Origin of the sequence: Leifsonia sp. NPDC080035, from assembly GCF_040050925.1 — a bacterium.
Lineage (GTDB): Bacteria > Actinomycetota > Actinomycetes > Actinomycetales > Microbacteriaceae > Leifsonia.
Map to the genome: position 1 here is coordinate 2,154,116 of NZ_CP157390.1, position 13,374 is coordinate 2,167,489.

16 protein-coding genes are annotated in these 13,374 nt (G+C 71.1%); 7 read left to right on the forward strand and 9 right to left on the reverse strand.

From position 1 onward, the window contains the following. Window positions 1-90: 90 nt before the first annotated feature. From gabT to AAME72_RS10630, 3 genes are read left to right on the forward strand one after another with little or no spacing between them, the layout of a single operon-like run. Entirely contained in the window at window positions 91-1,452 is a 1,362-nt protein-coding gene (gabT, locus tag AAME72_RS10620) for a 4-aminobutyrate--2-oxoglutarate transaminase (protein WP_348786533.1), read from the forward strand. After that, window positions 1,449-2,939 carry an NAD-dependent succinate-semialdehyde dehydrogenase gene (locus tag AAME72_RS10625; protein ID WP_348786534.1) on the forward strand — a complete coding sequence of 497 codons (1,491 nt, stop codon included), beginning with the start codon at window positions 1,449-1,451 and terminating at the stop codon, window positions 2,937-2,939. The genes gabT and AAME72_RS10625 overlap by 4 nt, the downstream gene beginning before the upstream one ends. Before the next feature lie 11 nt (window positions 2,940-2,950). Then, window positions 2,951-3,814, forward strand: a complete 864-nt coding sequence (locus AAME72_RS10630; protein WP_348786535.1) for a universal stress protein — start codon at window positions 2,951-2,953, stop codon at window positions 3,812-3,814. A gap of 28 nt (window positions 3,815-3,842) precedes the next feature. Here the strand turns inward: AAME72_RS10630 and AAME72_RS10635 are convergent, their stop codons facing one another. The 5 genes from AAME72_RS10635 to AAME72_RS10655 form a co-directional block, all read right to left on the reverse strand. Beyond that, on the reverse strand, window positions 3,843-4,613 hold the full coding sequence (locus tag AAME72_RS10635; protein WP_348786536.1) for a hypothetical protein: 771 nt from the start codon (window positions 4,611-4,613) through the stop codon (window positions 3,843-3,845). A gap of 91 nt (window positions 4,614-4,704) precedes the next feature. Next, window positions 4,705-5,091 (reverse strand): hypothetical protein, encoded by a 387-nt coding sequence (locus AAME72_RS10640; protein ID WP_348786537.1) that lies wholly within the window; start codon window positions 5,089-5,091, stop codon window positions 4,705-4,707. Then, the gene (locus AAME72_RS10645; protein ID WP_348786538.1) at window positions 5,091-5,300 is read right to left on the reverse strand and encodes a ribonuclease PH; all 210 of its coding nucleotides are present in this window, start codon (window positions 5,298-5,300) and stop codon (window positions 5,091-5,093) included. The genes AAME72_RS10640 and AAME72_RS10645 overlap by 1 nt, the downstream gene beginning before the upstream one ends. Before the next feature lie 92 nt (window positions 5,301-5,392). Beyond that, window positions 5,393-5,608 carry a hypothetical protein gene (locus tag AAME72_RS10650; protein ID WP_348786539.1) on the reverse strand — a complete coding sequence of 72 codons (216 nt, stop codon included), beginning with the start codon at window positions 5,606-5,608 and terminating at the stop codon, window positions 5,393-5,395. 125 nt (window positions 5,609-5,733) lie between these two features. After that, complete coding sequence (locus AAME72_RS10655; protein WP_348786540.1) at window positions 5,734-5,934, reverse strand: hypothetical protein; 201 nt, start codon at window positions 5,932-5,934, stop codon at window positions 5,734-5,736. Between the two features lie 35 nt (window positions 5,935-5,969). Here AAME72_RS10655 and AAME72_RS10660 point away from each other — a divergent pair, with 35 nt between their 5' ends. Both AAME72_RS10660 and AAME72_RS10665 read left to right on the forward strand, forming a co-directional pair. Next, the gene (locus tag AAME72_RS10660) at window positions 5,970-6,668 is read left to right on the forward strand and encodes a PhzF family phenazine biosynthesis protein (protein WP_348786541.1); all 699 of its coding nucleotides are present in this window, start codon (window positions 5,970-5,972) and stop codon (window positions 6,666-6,668) included. Next, on the forward strand, window positions 6,665-7,558 hold the full coding sequence (locus AAME72_RS10665; protein ID WP_348786542.1) for a virginiamycin B lyase: 894 nt from the start codon (window positions 6,665-6,667) through the stop codon (window positions 7,556-7,558). Before AAME72_RS10660 ends, AAME72_RS10665 begins: the two co-directional genes overlap by 4 nt. A 94-nt stretch (window positions 7,559-7,652) precedes the next feature. Here the strand turns inward: AAME72_RS10665 and AAME72_RS10670 are convergent, their stop codons facing one another. Genes AAME72_RS10670 through AAME72_RS10685 form a run of 4 tightly spaced genes read right to left on the reverse strand, consistent with a single transcriptional unit; the run spans window position 7,653 to window position 10,471 of the window. After that, window positions 7,653-9,146 carry a catalase gene (locus AAME72_RS10670; protein WP_348786543.1) on the reverse strand — a complete coding sequence of 498 codons (1,494 nt, stop codon included), beginning with the start codon at window positions 9,144-9,146 and terminating at the stop codon, window positions 7,653-7,655. 13 nt (window positions 9,147-9,159) lie between these two features. Continuing rightward, on the reverse strand, window positions 9,160-9,606 hold the full coding sequence (locus tag AAME72_RS10675; RefSeq protein WP_348786544.1) for a Fur family transcriptional regulator: 447 nt from the start codon (window positions 9,604-9,606) through the stop codon (window positions 9,160-9,162). Window positions 9,607-9,638: 32 nt separating this feature from the next. Next, window positions 9,639-10,061, reverse strand: coding sequence for a hypothetical protein (locus tag AAME72_RS10680; RefSeq protein WP_348786545.1), 423 nt, complete (start codon window positions 10,059-10,061; stop codon window positions 9,639-9,641). Window positions 10,062-10,120: 59 nt separating this feature from the next. Then, a complete protein-coding gene (locus tag AAME72_RS10685) occupies window positions 10,121-10,471 on the reverse strand; it encodes a DUF2200 domain-containing protein (RefSeq protein ID WP_348786546.1) in 351 nt (116 codons plus the stop codon). Window positions 10,472-10,589: 118 nt separating this feature from the next. On the opposite strand from AAME72_RS10685, the gene AAME72_RS10690 reads away from it, so the two are divergent. Together AAME72_RS10690 and AAME72_RS10695 are read left to right on the forward strand one after the other, a co-directional pair. Beyond that, complete coding sequence (locus AAME72_RS10690; protein ID WP_348786547.1) at window positions 10,590-12,041, forward strand: basic amino acid/polyamine antiporter; 1,452 nt, start codon at window positions 10,590-10,592, stop codon at window positions 12,039-12,041. An 80-nt stretch (window positions 12,042-12,121) separates the two neighbouring features. Further along, window positions 12,122-13,366, forward strand: a complete 1,245-nt coding sequence (locus tag AAME72_RS10695; protein WP_348786548.1) for an arginine deiminase — start codon at window positions 12,122-12,124, stop codon at window positions 13,364-13,366. The last annotated feature ends 8 nt before the right edge of the window (window positions 13,367-13,374 follow it).

A 13,374-nucleotide genomic window follows, 5' to 3' on the forward strand; every position in this document is an offset into this window, starting at 1 on the left:
CGACTCCATCTGCCAGGATGTCGATTCCTGACGCTCGAATTGTACGCATCGTCCATGCGAATGGTCGGCGACGCTCCTTACGATGCCGCCATGACCATCCTCTCCACCGCCACCAGCACTCCCGTCGGCGGCCCCACGCTCCCGCAGGAGCGCCGGCTCGTCACCCCGATCCCCGGCCCCGAGTCGCGCAAGCGCGCCGAGCGCAAGGCCCAGGCCGTCGCCGCGGGCGTCGGCGCCACCATCCCGGTCTACACCGTCGCCGCGGGCGGCGGGGTGCTCGTCGACGTCGACGGCAACTCGCTGATCGACTTCGGCTCCGGCATCGCCGTCACCGGCGTCGGCAACTCGGCCCCGCGCGTCGTCGACGCCGTCACGGCGCAGGTCGCCGCCTTCACGCACACCTGTTTCACCGTCGCCCCGTACGACTCGTACGTGGATGTGGCCGAGGCGCTCAACCGGCTCACCCCCGGGGACCACGCCAAGCGCAGCGCGCTGTTCAACTCGGGCGCCGAGGCGGTCGAGAACGCGGTCAAGATCGCCAGGCACTACACCGGCAAGCAGGCCGTCGTCGCGTTCGACCACGCCTACCACGGCCGCACCAACCTCACGATGGGCCTCACCGCCAAGAACCAGCCGTACAAGAACGGCTTCGGCCCGTTCGCACCGGAGATCTACCGCGCCCCGCTCAGCTACCCGCTGCGCGACGGCGGCCTGAGCGGCGCCGAGGCGGCCAAGCGCTCGATCAGCATGATCGAGAAGCAGATCGGTGCGAGCAACCTCGCCGCGATCATCATCGAGCCGATCCAGGGCGAGGGCGGCTTCATCGTCCCCGCCGACGGCTTCCTCCCGGCGCTGCAGGAGTGGGCGAACGCGAACGGCGTCGTCTTCATCGCCGACGAGGTGCAGACGGGCTTCGCCCGCACCGGCACCATGTTCGCCTCCGAGCAGTTCGGCATCGTGCCCGACCTGATCGTCACGGCCAAGGGCATCGCGGGCGGCCTGCCGCTCTCCGCGGTCACGGGCCGCGCCGAGATCATGGACGCCCCACAGGTGGGCGGCCTCGGCGGCACCTACGGCGGCAACCCGCTCGCCTGCGTCGCCGCACTCGCCGCGATCGAGACGTACGAGCAGGAGGACCTGGCGGCCCGCGCCCGCGAGATCGGCAGCATCCTGTTCGAGAAGCTCGGCGCCCTGCGCGACGCCGACCCGCGCGTCGCAGAGGTGCGAGGCCGCGGCGCGATGGTCGCCATCGAGCTCGTCGACCCGGAGACCGGGGAGCCGGACGCCGCCCTCACCGCCGCCGTCGCCGCCGCCGCGCACGCGGCCGGCGTCGTGCTGCTCACCTGCGGCACCTACGGCAACGTCATCCGTTTCCTCCCGCCGCTGAGCATCCCCGACCACCTCCTCATCGAGGGGCTGGACGTCGTCGCGGAGGCGGTGGCCAACGCATGAGCGCCGTCGACACCGTGACCACGACCGAGCTGAGCGCACGCGAGGCCGACCTGCTCTCCCGCGTCCCCGACGGGCTGTTCATCGGCGGACGCTGGGAGGCCGGCACCCGCGAGCAGATCCAGGTGCAGGACCCGGCGACCGGCCGCGTCATCAAGAGGATCGCCAACGCGACACCCGAGGACGGCATCCGCGCGCTCGACGCGGCGGTCGCCGCCCAGGACGCCTGGGCCGCCACCCCGCCGCGCACCCGCGCCGAGATCCTCCGCCGCGCCTTCGACCTGCTGCAGGAGCGCCGCGACGACTTCGCGCTGCTGATGACCCTCGAGATGGGCAAGCCGCTGGCCGAGGCCAACGGCGAGGTCACCTATGGCGGCGAGTTCCTGCGTTGGTTCTCGGAGGAGGCCGTGCGGATCTCCGGTCGCTACGGGTCCAACCCCGAGGGCACCGGCACCATGGTCGTCTCGCAGCGTCCCGTCGGCCCGAGCTTCTTCATCACGCCGTGGAACTTCCCGCTGGCGATGGCGACCCGCAAGATCGCCCCGGCGCTCGCCGCCGGCTGCACCGTCGTGGTGAAGCCCGCAGAGCTCACCCCGCTGACGACGCTGCTGTTCGCTCAGCTGCTCGCCGACGCCGGCCTGCCGGACGGCGTCGTCAACGTCGTGCAGACGAACACGTCGGGAGCGGTGTCCGCGCCGATCATCGCCGACCCGCGCCTGCGCAAGCTCTCGTTCACCGGCTCCACCCCGGTCGGCCGCACGCTGCTCGCCCAGGCGGGCCAGAACGTGCTGCGCACCTCGATGGAGCTCGGCGGCAACGCCCCGTTCGTCGTCTTCGGAGACGCCGACCTGGACAAGGCGGTCGAGGGCGCGATGCTCGCGAAGTTCCGCAACATCGGCCAGGCCTGCACCGCCGCCAACCGGTTCATCGTGCACGAGTCCGTCGCTGACGAGTTCGCGCGCCGGGTCACCGAGAAGGTCGACGCGATGCGCATCGGCCGGGGCACCGAGGAGGGCGTGACCATCGGCCCGCTGATCGACGACCGCGCGGTCGCCTCCATGACCGCGCTCGTCGAGGACGCGGTCTCCCGCGGCGCGCGGGTCCTCACCGGCGGCACCGCCCCGGAGGGCGCCGGCTCGTTCTTCGAGCCGACCGTCCTCACGGACATCCAGCCGGGCAGCGAGATCCTCCGCGAGGAGATCTTCGGCCCGATCCTGGCGATCACGACGTTCTCGACCGAGGACGAGGCCGTGGCGCGCGCCAACGAGACCGAGTACGGACTCGTCGGCTACGTGTTCACGCAGGACCTGGCCCGCGGTCAGCGGATGATCGAGAACATCGACACCGGGATGATGGGCCTCAACACGGGTCTCGTGTCCAACGCGGCCGCGCCGTTCGGCGGCGTGAAGCAGTCCGGCCTCGGCCGCGAGGGCGGCGCGGAGGGCATCCACGAGTACCTGGACACCAAGTACACGCTCATCCCGAACTGAGGAAGAACGACATGACGACGTCGACACCGCGCATCCTGGTCGGCTACACCGCGACCCCGGCGGGCGAGGACGCCCTCGCCGCCGGCTCCGCGCTGGCCGCGTCGATCGGCGCGGTGCTCGACGTCGTCCTGGTGCTGCCGGAGACCTCCCGGCGCGGCAATGTACCGAACGACCCGGCCTACGACGCCCTCCTGCGCGACACCGCAGAGGGCTGGCTGGCCGACGCGCGCACCCGCGTCCCGTCGTCGGTCGCCTTCAGCGGGCGGGTCGCCTACGGCGACTCGCTCGCGGAGGGTCTGCTGGCCGCCGCGCAGGAGTCCGGCGCCTCGCTCCTCGTCGTGGGAGCGGCCCGCGGCGGCCTGCTCGGTCGCTTCACCGTCGGGTCGGTCGCCGGCGCGGTGCTGCACGCCGCGTCCGTGCCCGTGCTGCTGGCGCCGGAGGGATGGCGGGAGCGGGCCACGGAGCTCACCCGCGTCACGTGCATGGTCGGCACCAGGGCAGGCGCGGCCGACGTCCTCGCGACGGGCGAGCGCCTCTCGGCGGCGGCCGGTGTCCCGCTGCGCCTCGTCTCCCTGCTCGCGCTCGACCTTCCCGGCGACTTCCAGGGCGGACGCGAGCGCGTCGGCGAGCACCACGCCGCCAGCGTGCTGGAGGAGGCGAGCGCGGCGACCGGCGTCGTGGCGAGCGCCGTCGTCGCGAAGGGCGACAGCATCCAGGACGCCGTCGCCCGTCTCGAGTGGCTCACCGGAGAGGTCGTGCTCGTCGGCTCCAGCCGGCTGGCCCAGCCGAACCGGCTCTTCCTCGGCAGCACCGCGGCCGCCATGCTGCGTGAGCTGCCGGTGCCGATGATCGTGGTCCCGCGCGGCCTCGCCTGACACCCGGTTTCCGGCCGTCGGTCGTCGCTCAGCGGCCGCGGACGGCCAGCCGCGCCGACTTCGCCGTGGCGAGGTAGTCCAGCAGCAGCGGCGCGGGATCCCGTCCGGCTGCGACTCCCGAACGCGCGGACGCCGCGGCTCTGCCGACCGCCTCGCGCTGCGCGGAACCGATCGGGCCGAGTGCGCCCAGGAACCGGGCGGCGTCCGTGTCGATGCTCGGCATGGCGGACGCATCCCTGCCGGGGACGCCGCCGCCGACGACGGCCGCGAGCCGGCGGCTGGCGCTGCGGATCCCGCGGTCGACCCTCCCGGTCAGCGCGGCCGTATCCTTCGCGCACGAGCGGTACGCGCCGACCAGGCCGAACAGCCGCTTGGTCTCCGCCTGCAGCTGGCCCGTTGTCGAGTGCGGGGTGCCCGTGCCGCGCGGGGCCGCACCGGGTGGGAGGGTGGCGAGCAGCAGCGCCCCCGCGAGGTCGCCGATGCTGTCGCGCACGTCCTTCAGCTTCGGCTGGAGCAGGTAGCCACCGTCGGCCGCCTCGTCGTGGATGCGCTGGGCCGCCTCGCGCAGCGCCGCCGCCCTGGCGTGAGCACGGTCGAAGCCCCGGTGGGCGTCCACGGCAGCGCGGTACTGCGCGGTCGCGAGCCTGCGCGCCAGCTGGTAGTCCGCATCCGCGTTGTCGTGGACGACGGTCTGCACGAGGGAGGCAGCCAGCACCACGGCCGCGACGCCTCCCACGCCGAGTGCGCCCCACATCCCCGTGCGGATCCCGCGCCTGCGCGCGGGCGTGCTCGCGGTCATGCGCCGCCCCCTGTCGTCCTCAAGCTCATGACCTCAAGCCAAACGCAGGCGGCCGGGCGGCCGCATCCGTCTACAGGGTGATCCTGCGCCGCTAGGCGGAAAGGTCGGCGACGACGAGCTGGTGGGCCCGCTGGTACGAGACGCCGAGGATGGTGCCGATGTCGCGCACCGTCAGGCCCGCGTTCGCGAGATCGTGTGCGGCGCGGCGCGAGAAGTAGGCGGCTCGGCTGTTCAGGACGGCGGCCTCCTCTCGGTACTTGACCGCGAGTTCGTGCGCTTCCTCCGCCGCGGCGGGCAAGACCGGTCGGAGCTCGATCTCGATCCGATCCTTGGGCTCGCCGGTGACGAAGGCGATGGCCTCCTTGATCTGATCGGCCTGGTCGAGACGGGCGACCTGGCTGATCGCGCCCGGTGCTCCCTCGGCCTGGAGCACCCACCACTTGGCGGTGCGCTCGGCGGTCACCCGGTATGTCGTCATCAGCGCCACCATCCCTTTCCGAACTCGTCCGCGAACTGATCGAAGAACTTCCGTGCGGTGACGTCGTCGATTTCGGCGTGCCGGCTGAGCGTCGACCGGGTGCTTCCGATGGTGATGCCGGTGTGGTTCGTCAATTCCTGTTCAGAGTACGAAACACCGCTCGCTCTGGCCTGCGCCTTCAGCCGCTTGAGGACGTCCCTACGTTTCATCAGTATAGTCTAGACAGACTAGACAAAACAAGTAAATCCCGGGCTAGACACTCTGGTGGCCGGCGCGCGGCCGCGATATTCTCTGGTGCCCGTTACGTGTCCTCGCGCAGCTCCCGCTTCACGTCGTGCTCGACGAGCACGGGGACGAAGTCGCGCACCGGGGCGCCGTCGAAGTCGTGATGCCGCTGTTCGACGAGCTCGTCGATGCGGTCCCTGTCGACCTCGGGGAACCGGTCGGCCAGGCGGTCGGCCGCGTGCTCCACGGCGACGTCCTCTTCTGAGCGTGCGTTGTCGTTGGGGGTCTCCATGCCGGCATCATCCACCGGGCGCGGCGATGCGTCCAGTGCGCGGACGGGTCGAGCGGTCGCGACACGCCGTGTCGATCGCCCGGACACGGCGTGTCGCGACCGTTCGCGGCCGGCCCGGCGCCGGGTCAGAGCTCGCCGGCGATGATGTCCTTCCGCACGTCGTGCTCGACGAGCACGGGGACGAAGTCGCGCACGTGAGCGCCCGCGTAACCGGCGTGCCGCGTGCGGACGAGTTCGTCGATGCGCTCCCGGGCGACATCCGGGAAGCGCTCGGCGAGCCGATCCGCCGCGTGCTGGACGGCGATCAGCTCCTCGTCACTGGTCATGGCGGGATTATCGACCATCGTGCCAGGCTGGGGGAATGGACGATGTGATCGAAGTCGTTGTCGTGCGCGTTTTCACCGACGACAGAGGAGCGAACGGGAACGAGCTGGGGATCGTGTTCGGCTCCGCGGTGACGGAACGACGGGAGCAGGAGATCGCCACCGCCCTCGGCTTCAGCGAGACCGTGTTCGTCGACGAGCTGGATGAGGCGGGACGCTTCGCGGCGATCCGCATCTTCACCCCGGCGAAGGAGCTCCCGTTCGCCGGGCACCCGAGCGTCGGCACGGCGTGGTGGCTGGCCGACCGGCGGACCCCGGTGGACGTGCTGCGCGAGCGCGCGGGCGACGTCCCTGTCACCGTCGACGACGACGGAGCCACGGTCTGGATCGAGGCCCGCGCCGAGTGGACGCCGCAGTTCGAATGGCTGCCCCTCGCGTCGCCGGCGGATGTGGATGCGCTCGATCCGCTCGCCTTCTCCTCCGGTCAGCACTGCGCGTACGCGTGGATCGACGAGGCGGAGGGCCGCCTGCGCGCCAGGATGTTCGCGCCGGAGATGGGGATCATCGAGGACGAGGCGACCGGCGCCGCGGCCGTCGCGGTCACGGCGAGGCTCGGCCGCGGCCTGCGGATCAGCCAGGGCGAGGGTTCCGAGCTCGTGACCGAGCCGCTCGGCGACGGCCGCATCCGGGTCGGCGGCCGCACCGTCTACGACCGCACCATCGACGCGACGCTGTGAGCGCGGCACCGCAGAGCATCCCGGTCGGTGAGCCGGGCGAGGGCCCGTACGGCGTCGCGGCGACCGCTGACGGCGCCGTCTGGTTCACCCTTGTGCACGGCGGGCGTGTCGGTCGCAGGGATGCGGACGGGTCCGTCGCGTTCCTCGCGCTCGGCGAGGGCTCGCAGCCGTCGGTCGTCGCACCGGCGACCGAGTCCACGGTGTGGGTCACCGACACGACCGGCGATCGGCTGCTGCACGTCGGCCCGGAGCCGGCGTTGATCGGCGAGATCCCGGTGCCGACCGCGGACGCTCAGCCGTTCGGCGTCGTCGCCCCCGGTGACGGGACCGCCTGGTTCACCGAGCTCGGCGCCGACGCGCTGGGGCGGGTGGACATCCTCGGTCGCGTCGACGAGTTCCCGGTCGGGCGGCCCGGTTCGTTCGTGTCCATGGTCGCCGCGTCCGGTGACGACATCTGGTTCACGCTCAATGCGGCGGCGTCGCTCGGGCAGGTGCGCGGCGGCGACGCCGCGATCGAGTTCACGGAGCTGCCGGAGGGGTCCGGTCCCGTCGGTCTCGCCGTCGCCGAGGACGGCGCGGTGTGGGTCGCGCTGATCAACGCCGGCGCGCTCGCGCGGCGCGGCCGGGACGGCACGGTGGCGATCGTGCCTCTCGGCGAGGGCTCGCGGCCGCACGCCGTCGCGCCGGACGCGAACGGCGGGGTGTGGGCGAGCCTCTGGGGCGCGGATGCGCTGGCGCACGTCACCGCGGACGGCGGGGTGACCATCCACCCGCTGCCCGGCGGCGTGGACGAGCCGCACGGCATCGCGGTCGCGGCCGACGGGAGCGTGTGGTCGGCCGCGGAATCGGGCGCCCTGGTGGTCATCCCGCCGGACTCACCGGCCGCCTGACCTCGGCCACCGCCGTCGAGTACGCGGAAAGTGGCCCGAAAACCGTCGAGTACGCAGAGGATCTGCGTACTCGACGGTTGGGGACGGGGCGGTGTTACTCGCCGACGCCCACGTACTCGGCCGCCTGGTCGGGGTCGGCGACGTCGGACTCGAGGCGGGCGCGGAGGGCCTGGCCGAGGTTCGCGTCCACGTTCGTCCAGTACTGGACCGCGCGCTCGCGGATCTCGTCGCTCTTCACGCCGCCGACGGCTCCCGCGATCGTGTCGAGGAAGCGCTCCTTGGCCGCGTCGTCGTAGACGTCGCGGTACAGAGTCCCGGCCTGGCCGAAGTCGTCGTCCTCGGCGTGCAGGGTCGCCGCGGCGCGGACGAGCTCGCCGTCGGTCTCCCACGAGCCCTCGCCGGCGGCCGCCGGGTCGGCCGTCGGGCCGCCGAACGAGTTCGGCGCGTAGACGGGTGCGGACGCCGGCTTGAACCCGTGGCGGGCCGCGCCGTCCTGCGAGTAGTTGTGCACCGGGGCGACCGGCGCGTTCACCGGCAGCTCGTTGTAGTTGGTGCCGACCCGGTAGCGCTGCGCGTCCGGGTAGGAGAAGACACGCGCCATCAGCATCTTGTCCGGGCTGATGTCGATGCCGGGCACCGTGTTGGCGGGCGAGAACGCGGCCTGCTCGATCTGCGCGAAGAAGTTCTCCGGGTTCTCGTTCAGGGTGTGGACGCCGAGCTCGATCAGCGGGTAGTCCGCGTGCGGCCAGACCTTCGTGAGGTCGAACGGGTTGAACCGGTAGGTCTTCGCGTCCTCGTACGGCATGATCTGCACGGACACCGTCCACGACGGGAACTCGCCGCGCTCGATGGCCTCGTACAGGTCGCGGCGGTAGTAGTCCGCGTCCTCGCCGGCGATGCGCTCCGCCTCGGCGCCGTGCATCTCCTCGTTGCCCTGGTGTGCGTGGAAGTGGTACTTCACCCAGAACCGCTGGCCGGCCTCGTTGATCCACTGGTAGGTGTGCGAGCCGTAGCCGGGCATGGTGCGCCACGAGCGCGGCAGGCCGCGGTCGCCCATGAGGTAGGTGACCTGGTGCGCGGACTCGGGGGACAGCGTCCAGAAGTCCCACTGCATGTCGGCGTCGCGCAGGCCGGAGCCGGGCAGGCGCTTCTGCGAGTGGATGAAGTCGGGGAACTTGATGCCGTCGCGGATGAAGAAGACGGGGGTGTTGTTGCCGACGATGTCGTAGTTGCCCTCGGTCGTGTAGAACTTCACCGAGAAGCCGCGGACGTCGCGCCAGGTGTCGGGCGAGCCCTGCTCGCCGGCGACCGACGAGAACCGCTGCACCGTGCGGGTCTTCGTGCCGGGCTGGAACACCGCGGCCTTCGTGTACGCTGTCACGTTGCCGGTGACGACGAACTCGCCGAACGCACCGCCTCCCTTGGCGTGAACGATCCGCTCCGGGATCCGCTCGCGGTTGAACTGCGCCAGCTTCTCCACCAGGTAGCGGTCGTGCAGCGCGGTGACGCCGTCCGCACCCGTGGTCAACGAGTGCGCGTCGCTGCCGACCGGCGTCCCGGTCTGCGTGGTCGTGTGGTTCTCGGACATGGTTCTCCTCACCTCATTCGGCGCGCGACGGGGCTTTCGCCGCGCGCTCCTGACAGGACGGGCACAGCCCCCAGAAGGTCACCTCCGCCGTACTCACCGCGTACCCCGACGCATCCGAGGGATGCAGGCAGGGCGCATCGCCGACGACGCAGTCGACGTCCGCCACCGCGCCGCACGATGTGCAGACGATGTGGTGGTGGTTGTCGCCGATCCGCCGCTCGTAGAGAGCGGGGGAGTGCGCCGGCTCGATCCGCCGGAGCAGACCGGCGGCGGTGAGATCGCCCAGGACGTTGTGGACGTTCTGGATCGAGGTCCCCGGCAGCGCCGGGAGGACCGTGCGGTAAACCGTGTCGGCGTCCGCGTGGGGGTGCGCGTCGAGCGCATCGAGGACGGCGAGCCGCCCCTGCGTGACCCGCAGACCGGCGGCGCGCAGTGCGTCCTCCAGCCGTGCCGTGTCCATGCCTTCGAGGCTATCGGGTTGTTTTGAATGAATCAAAAATCGAGAGCACTGCCGGGAGTGTCGGAGAACGGATCGAACGAGGTGTCCACCGCCGAGTGCGTCGCCTGGGCGGACATGTCGGCGCCGCTGGTGGCGAGCGCGACGGCTCCGACGCTGCCGACGGTCAGGACGCCCGCCAGCGCGAGACCGGCGAGCAGCGCGGTCGCGAAGCCGGCCTCGCCGCCGGTGAGCCGGGTCAGCAGGCTGCGGCGCGGGGGAGTCGCGGCGGTCTCGGTGCCGTCGATCAGGTCGGCGACGAGCACGTCCAGCTGGGCGGGCGTCAACTGCTCGAAGGCGGCGACCTGCGCGCGGTCGATGCGGCGCCGGTCGGCGCTCGAGGCGAGCTCGACGTAGGAGGAGAGCGCCTCCCGGTCGGCGCGGGAGCGGTGGATGCGGGTGCTTCGCTTCGTGGTCACGTAACCATTCTGAACGGTGACGAACGTCTGGCGCAAGACCCGATAACTATTTCGACAGGTTATGCACTGCGCAGGATGGATTCCATCCGCTTGCCGCGCGCGACCTCGTCCACGAGCTTGTCCATGTAGCGGATGCGCTGCATCAGCGGATCCTGGATCTCCTCCACGCGCACGCCGCAGATCATCCCGGTGATCAGTGCGGCGTCGGGGTTCATGGCGGGGGCCTCGGCGAAGAACGCCCGCAAGTCCCTGCCGTCGTCGATCGCATCGCGGAGCCCCGCGTCGTCGTAGCCGGTCAGCCAGCGGATGACCGTGTCGACATCCTCCTCGCTCCTGCCCTTCCGCTCCGCCTTCGCGACGTACAGCGGGTGGATCTTGGCGAAGCTCATGCCGAAGAGCCTGTCGCTCATGGTGCCTCCCTCGACCCCACCAGGGTACCGCCGCGATTTGCGTCCTAGCAGGGGCGCCCGCGTGTGTGAAAGGGTGGCACCGAATCGGTTGCTACTCGGGTTTCGGGAGGCGGACGGGATGACGAAGCAGGCCACGGAGACGCGGACCTCCGCGTCGACACCCGCCAAACTCTCCCTGATCACGATGACCGGCATGGTCGTCGGGTCGATGGTCGGCGCCGGGGTGTTCTCGCTCCCGCGCCGCTTCGCTCAGGAGACGGGGGTCGCCGGGGCGCTGATCGCGTGGACGATCGCCGGCGTCGGGATGCTGATGCTCGCGTTCGTGTTCCAGCTGCTGGCCAACCGCAAGCCCCAGCTCGACGCGGGCGTCTTCGCCTACGCGAAGGCGGGATTCGGCGAGTACCTGGGGTTCTTCTCGGCCTTCGGCTACTGGGCCAGCGCCTCCGTCGGCCTGGTCTTCTACTGGGTCTTCATCATGTCGACGATCGGCGCCGTCGTCCCGGCATTCGGCGACGGCGACACGATCATCGCGATCGCGATCTCCTCGGCCGCCCTCTGGGGCTTCTACTTCCTGATCCGAAGGGGGATCAAGGAGGCCGCGGCGATCAACCGCATCGTCACCGTCGCGAAGCTGGTCCCGATCGTGGTGTTCGTCCTCCTCGCGCTCTTCGTGCTGAAGCCGGACGTGTTCGCGGCGAACTGGGGCGGCGCCGATTACGCCGGCTCGCTCTTCGACCAGGTGCGTAACACCATGCTGGTGACGGTCTTCGTCTTCCTCGGTGTGGAGGGCGCGAGCACGTACTCCCGGCACGCCAAGCGCAGGCAGGATGTCGGCCGGGCGACCATCCTCGGCTTCGTGAGCGTCTTCGCGGTCTTCGCCTCGGTGACGATCGTCTCCTACGGGGTGCTCCCGATGGCGGACATCGCGAAGCTCCGCCAGCCGTCGATGGCCGGCGTGCTGGAGGCCGCGGTCGGCCCGTGGGGCGCCTGGTTCGTGAGCATCGGCCTGATCGTGTCGGTGCTCGGCGCCTACCTCGCCTGGTCGCTGATGGCGGCGGAGGTGCTGTTCGTCGCGGCGAAGGACCACGACATGCCTCGCGTGTTCGCCCGGTCGAACGCGCAGGACGTGCCCGTGGCCGCGCTCCTGCTGACGGCGATCTTCGTGCAGGCCGTCCTCGTCGTCATCTACTTCGCGCAGGACGCGCTCAACCTGGCACTCGACCTCACCAGTGCGCTCACCCTGATCCCGTTCTTCCTCGCGGCGCTGTATGGACTGAAGCTCGTGATCACGCGGGAGACGTACGACGAGTCACCGCGCGGCTGGGGCCGCGACCTGGTGGTGGTCGTCCTCGCGACCGTCTACACCGCGTTCCTGCTGTTCGCGGCCGGGCTCACGTTCGTGCTCCTGTCGTTCATCATCTACGCGCCGGCGACGATCCTGTTCGTGATGGTGCGACGGGAGCAAGGGCGGCGGTGGTTCAGTGGGCGGGAGATCGTGATCCTCGTCGTCTCGATCGCCGGCGCGATCGCCGGGATCGTCGCGCTCTCGGTCGGCTGGATCCGGCTGTGAGGCACGGACCGGGGGACGACACGGCCGGGACGACGGCAGGGTCGGTACACACTGAGCCAGGACAAGGGGAAGGGCGACAGATGACGGAGACGACGTTCGGTGTCCACTCGGAGGTGGGGCAGCTGCGGCGTGTGCTCGTCGCCGCCCCGGGGCTCGCGCACCACCGGCTGACGCCGACGAACGCCGATGAGCTGCTGTTCGACGACGTGCTCTGGGTCGAGAACGCGAAACGCGACCACGCCGCGTTCGTGGCGGACCTGCGCTCCAACGGGGTGGACGTGCTCGAACTCCACGAGGTGCTCGCCGAGACGATGGCGCAGCCCGGCGCGAGGGACTGGCTGCTCGACCGCAAGGTGGTGCCGAACCGGGTGGGCCTCGGGCTGGTGGAGGGCACCCGCGCCTTCCTCGACGCCCTGCCGGACGACCGGCTGGCCGAGCTCCTGATCGGCGGGATGTCGACACTCGACCTCCCCGAGGACTACCGCACCGGCTACATCTCCCTCGCCCGAGAGTCGACGGGCGTACGCGAGTACCTGATGCCTCCGCTTCCGAACACCCTGTACACCCGCGACACGACGTGCTGGATCTACGGCGGCGTGACGCTGAACCCGCTCTACTGGCCGGCGCGTCACGACGAGACGCTGCTCATGAAGGCGGTCTACCGGTTCCACCCTGCGTTCGCCGGTGCGACCGTGTGGTGGGGCGACCCCGAGCTGGACTGGGGGCAGTCCACGCTGGAGGGCGGCGATGTGATGCCCGTCGGCAACGGGGCGGTCCTGATCGGCATGAGCGAGCGGACCTCCCGCCAGGCGATCACGCAGGCGGCGGCGGCCCTGTTCGACGCCGGAGCCGCCGAGCAGGTCATAGTGGCCGCCATGCCGAAGCTGCGCTCCGCGATGCACCTGGACACCGTCTTCACGTTCGCCGATCGCGACCTCGTGACCCTCTACCCGGAGATCATGGATCGCGTGCACACGTTCACGCTCCGCCCGGGCGACGGCGCGTCTCCGGTCGACGTCCGGGACGAGGGCGACCGTGCGTTCGTCGACGTCGTCGCCTCCGCCCTCGGCCTCCCGCGCCTGCGGGTGATCGAGACGGCGGGCGACAACTACGAGAGCGAACGCCAGCAGTGGGACAGCGGCAACAACGCGGTGGCCCTGCGCCCGGGCGTCGTCTACGCCTACGACCGCAACACCGCGACGAATGAGGCCCTGCGCCGCGCGGGCGTGGAGGTCATCCCGATCGTCGGCGCCGAGCTCGGGCGCGGACGCGGAGGCGGGCACTGCATGACCTGCCCGCTGCTGCGCGACCCCGTGGACTTCTGACGCCGCCG

Coding starts and splice junctions, on each gene's coding strand:
- gabT (WP_348786533.1), top strand. CDS start 91: ATGACCATCCTCTCCACCGCCACCAGCACTCCCGTCGGCGGCCCCACG.
- AAME72_RS10625 (WP_348786534.1), top strand. CDS start 1,449: ATGAGCGCCGTCGACACCGTGACCACGACCGAGCTGAGCGCACGCGAG.
- AAME72_RS10630 (WP_348786535.1), top strand. CDS start 2,951: ATGACGACGTCGACACCGCGCATCCTGGTCGGCTACACCGCGACCCCG.
- AAME72_RS10635 (WP_348786536.1), bottom strand. CDS start 4,613: ATGACCGCGAGCACGCCCGCGCGCAGGCGCGGGATCCGCACGGGGATG.
- AAME72_RS10640 (WP_348786537.1), bottom strand. CDS start 5,091: ATGACGACATACCGGGTGACCGCCGAGCGCACCGCCAAGTGGTGGGTG.
- AAME72_RS10645 (WP_348786538.1), bottom strand. CDS start 5,300: ATGAAACGTAGGGACGTCCTCAAGCGGCTGAAGGCGCAGGCCAGAGCG.
- AAME72_RS10650 (WP_348786539.1), bottom strand. CDS start 5,608: ATGGAGACCCCCAACGACAACGCACGCTCAGAAGAGGACGTCGCCGTG.
- AAME72_RS10655 (WP_348786540.1), bottom strand. CDS start 5,934: ATGACCAGTGACGAGGAGCTGATCGCCGTCCAGCACGCGGCGGATCGG.
- AAME72_RS10660 (WP_348786541.1), top strand. CDS start 5,970: ATGGACGATGTGATCGAAGTCGTTGTCGTGCGCGTTTTCACCGACGAC.
- AAME72_RS10670 (WP_348786543.1), bottom strand. CDS start 9,146: ATGTCCGAGAACCACACGACCACGCAGACCGGGACGCCGGTCGGCAGC.
- AAME72_RS10675 (WP_348786544.1), bottom strand. CDS start 9,606: ATGGACACGGCACGGCTGGAGGACGCACTGCGCGCCGCCGGTCTGCGG.
- AAME72_RS10685 (WP_348786546.1), bottom strand. CDS start 10,471: ATGAGCGACAGGCTCTTCGGCATGAGCTTCGCCAAGATCCACCCGCTG.
- AAME72_RS10690 (WP_348786547.1), top strand. CDS start 10,590: ATGACGAAGCAGGCCACGGAGACGCGGACCTCCGCGTCGACACCCGCC.
- AAME72_RS10695 (WP_348786548.1), top strand. CDS start 12,122: ATGACGGAGACGACGTTCGGTGTCCACTCGGAGGTGGGGCAGCTGCGG.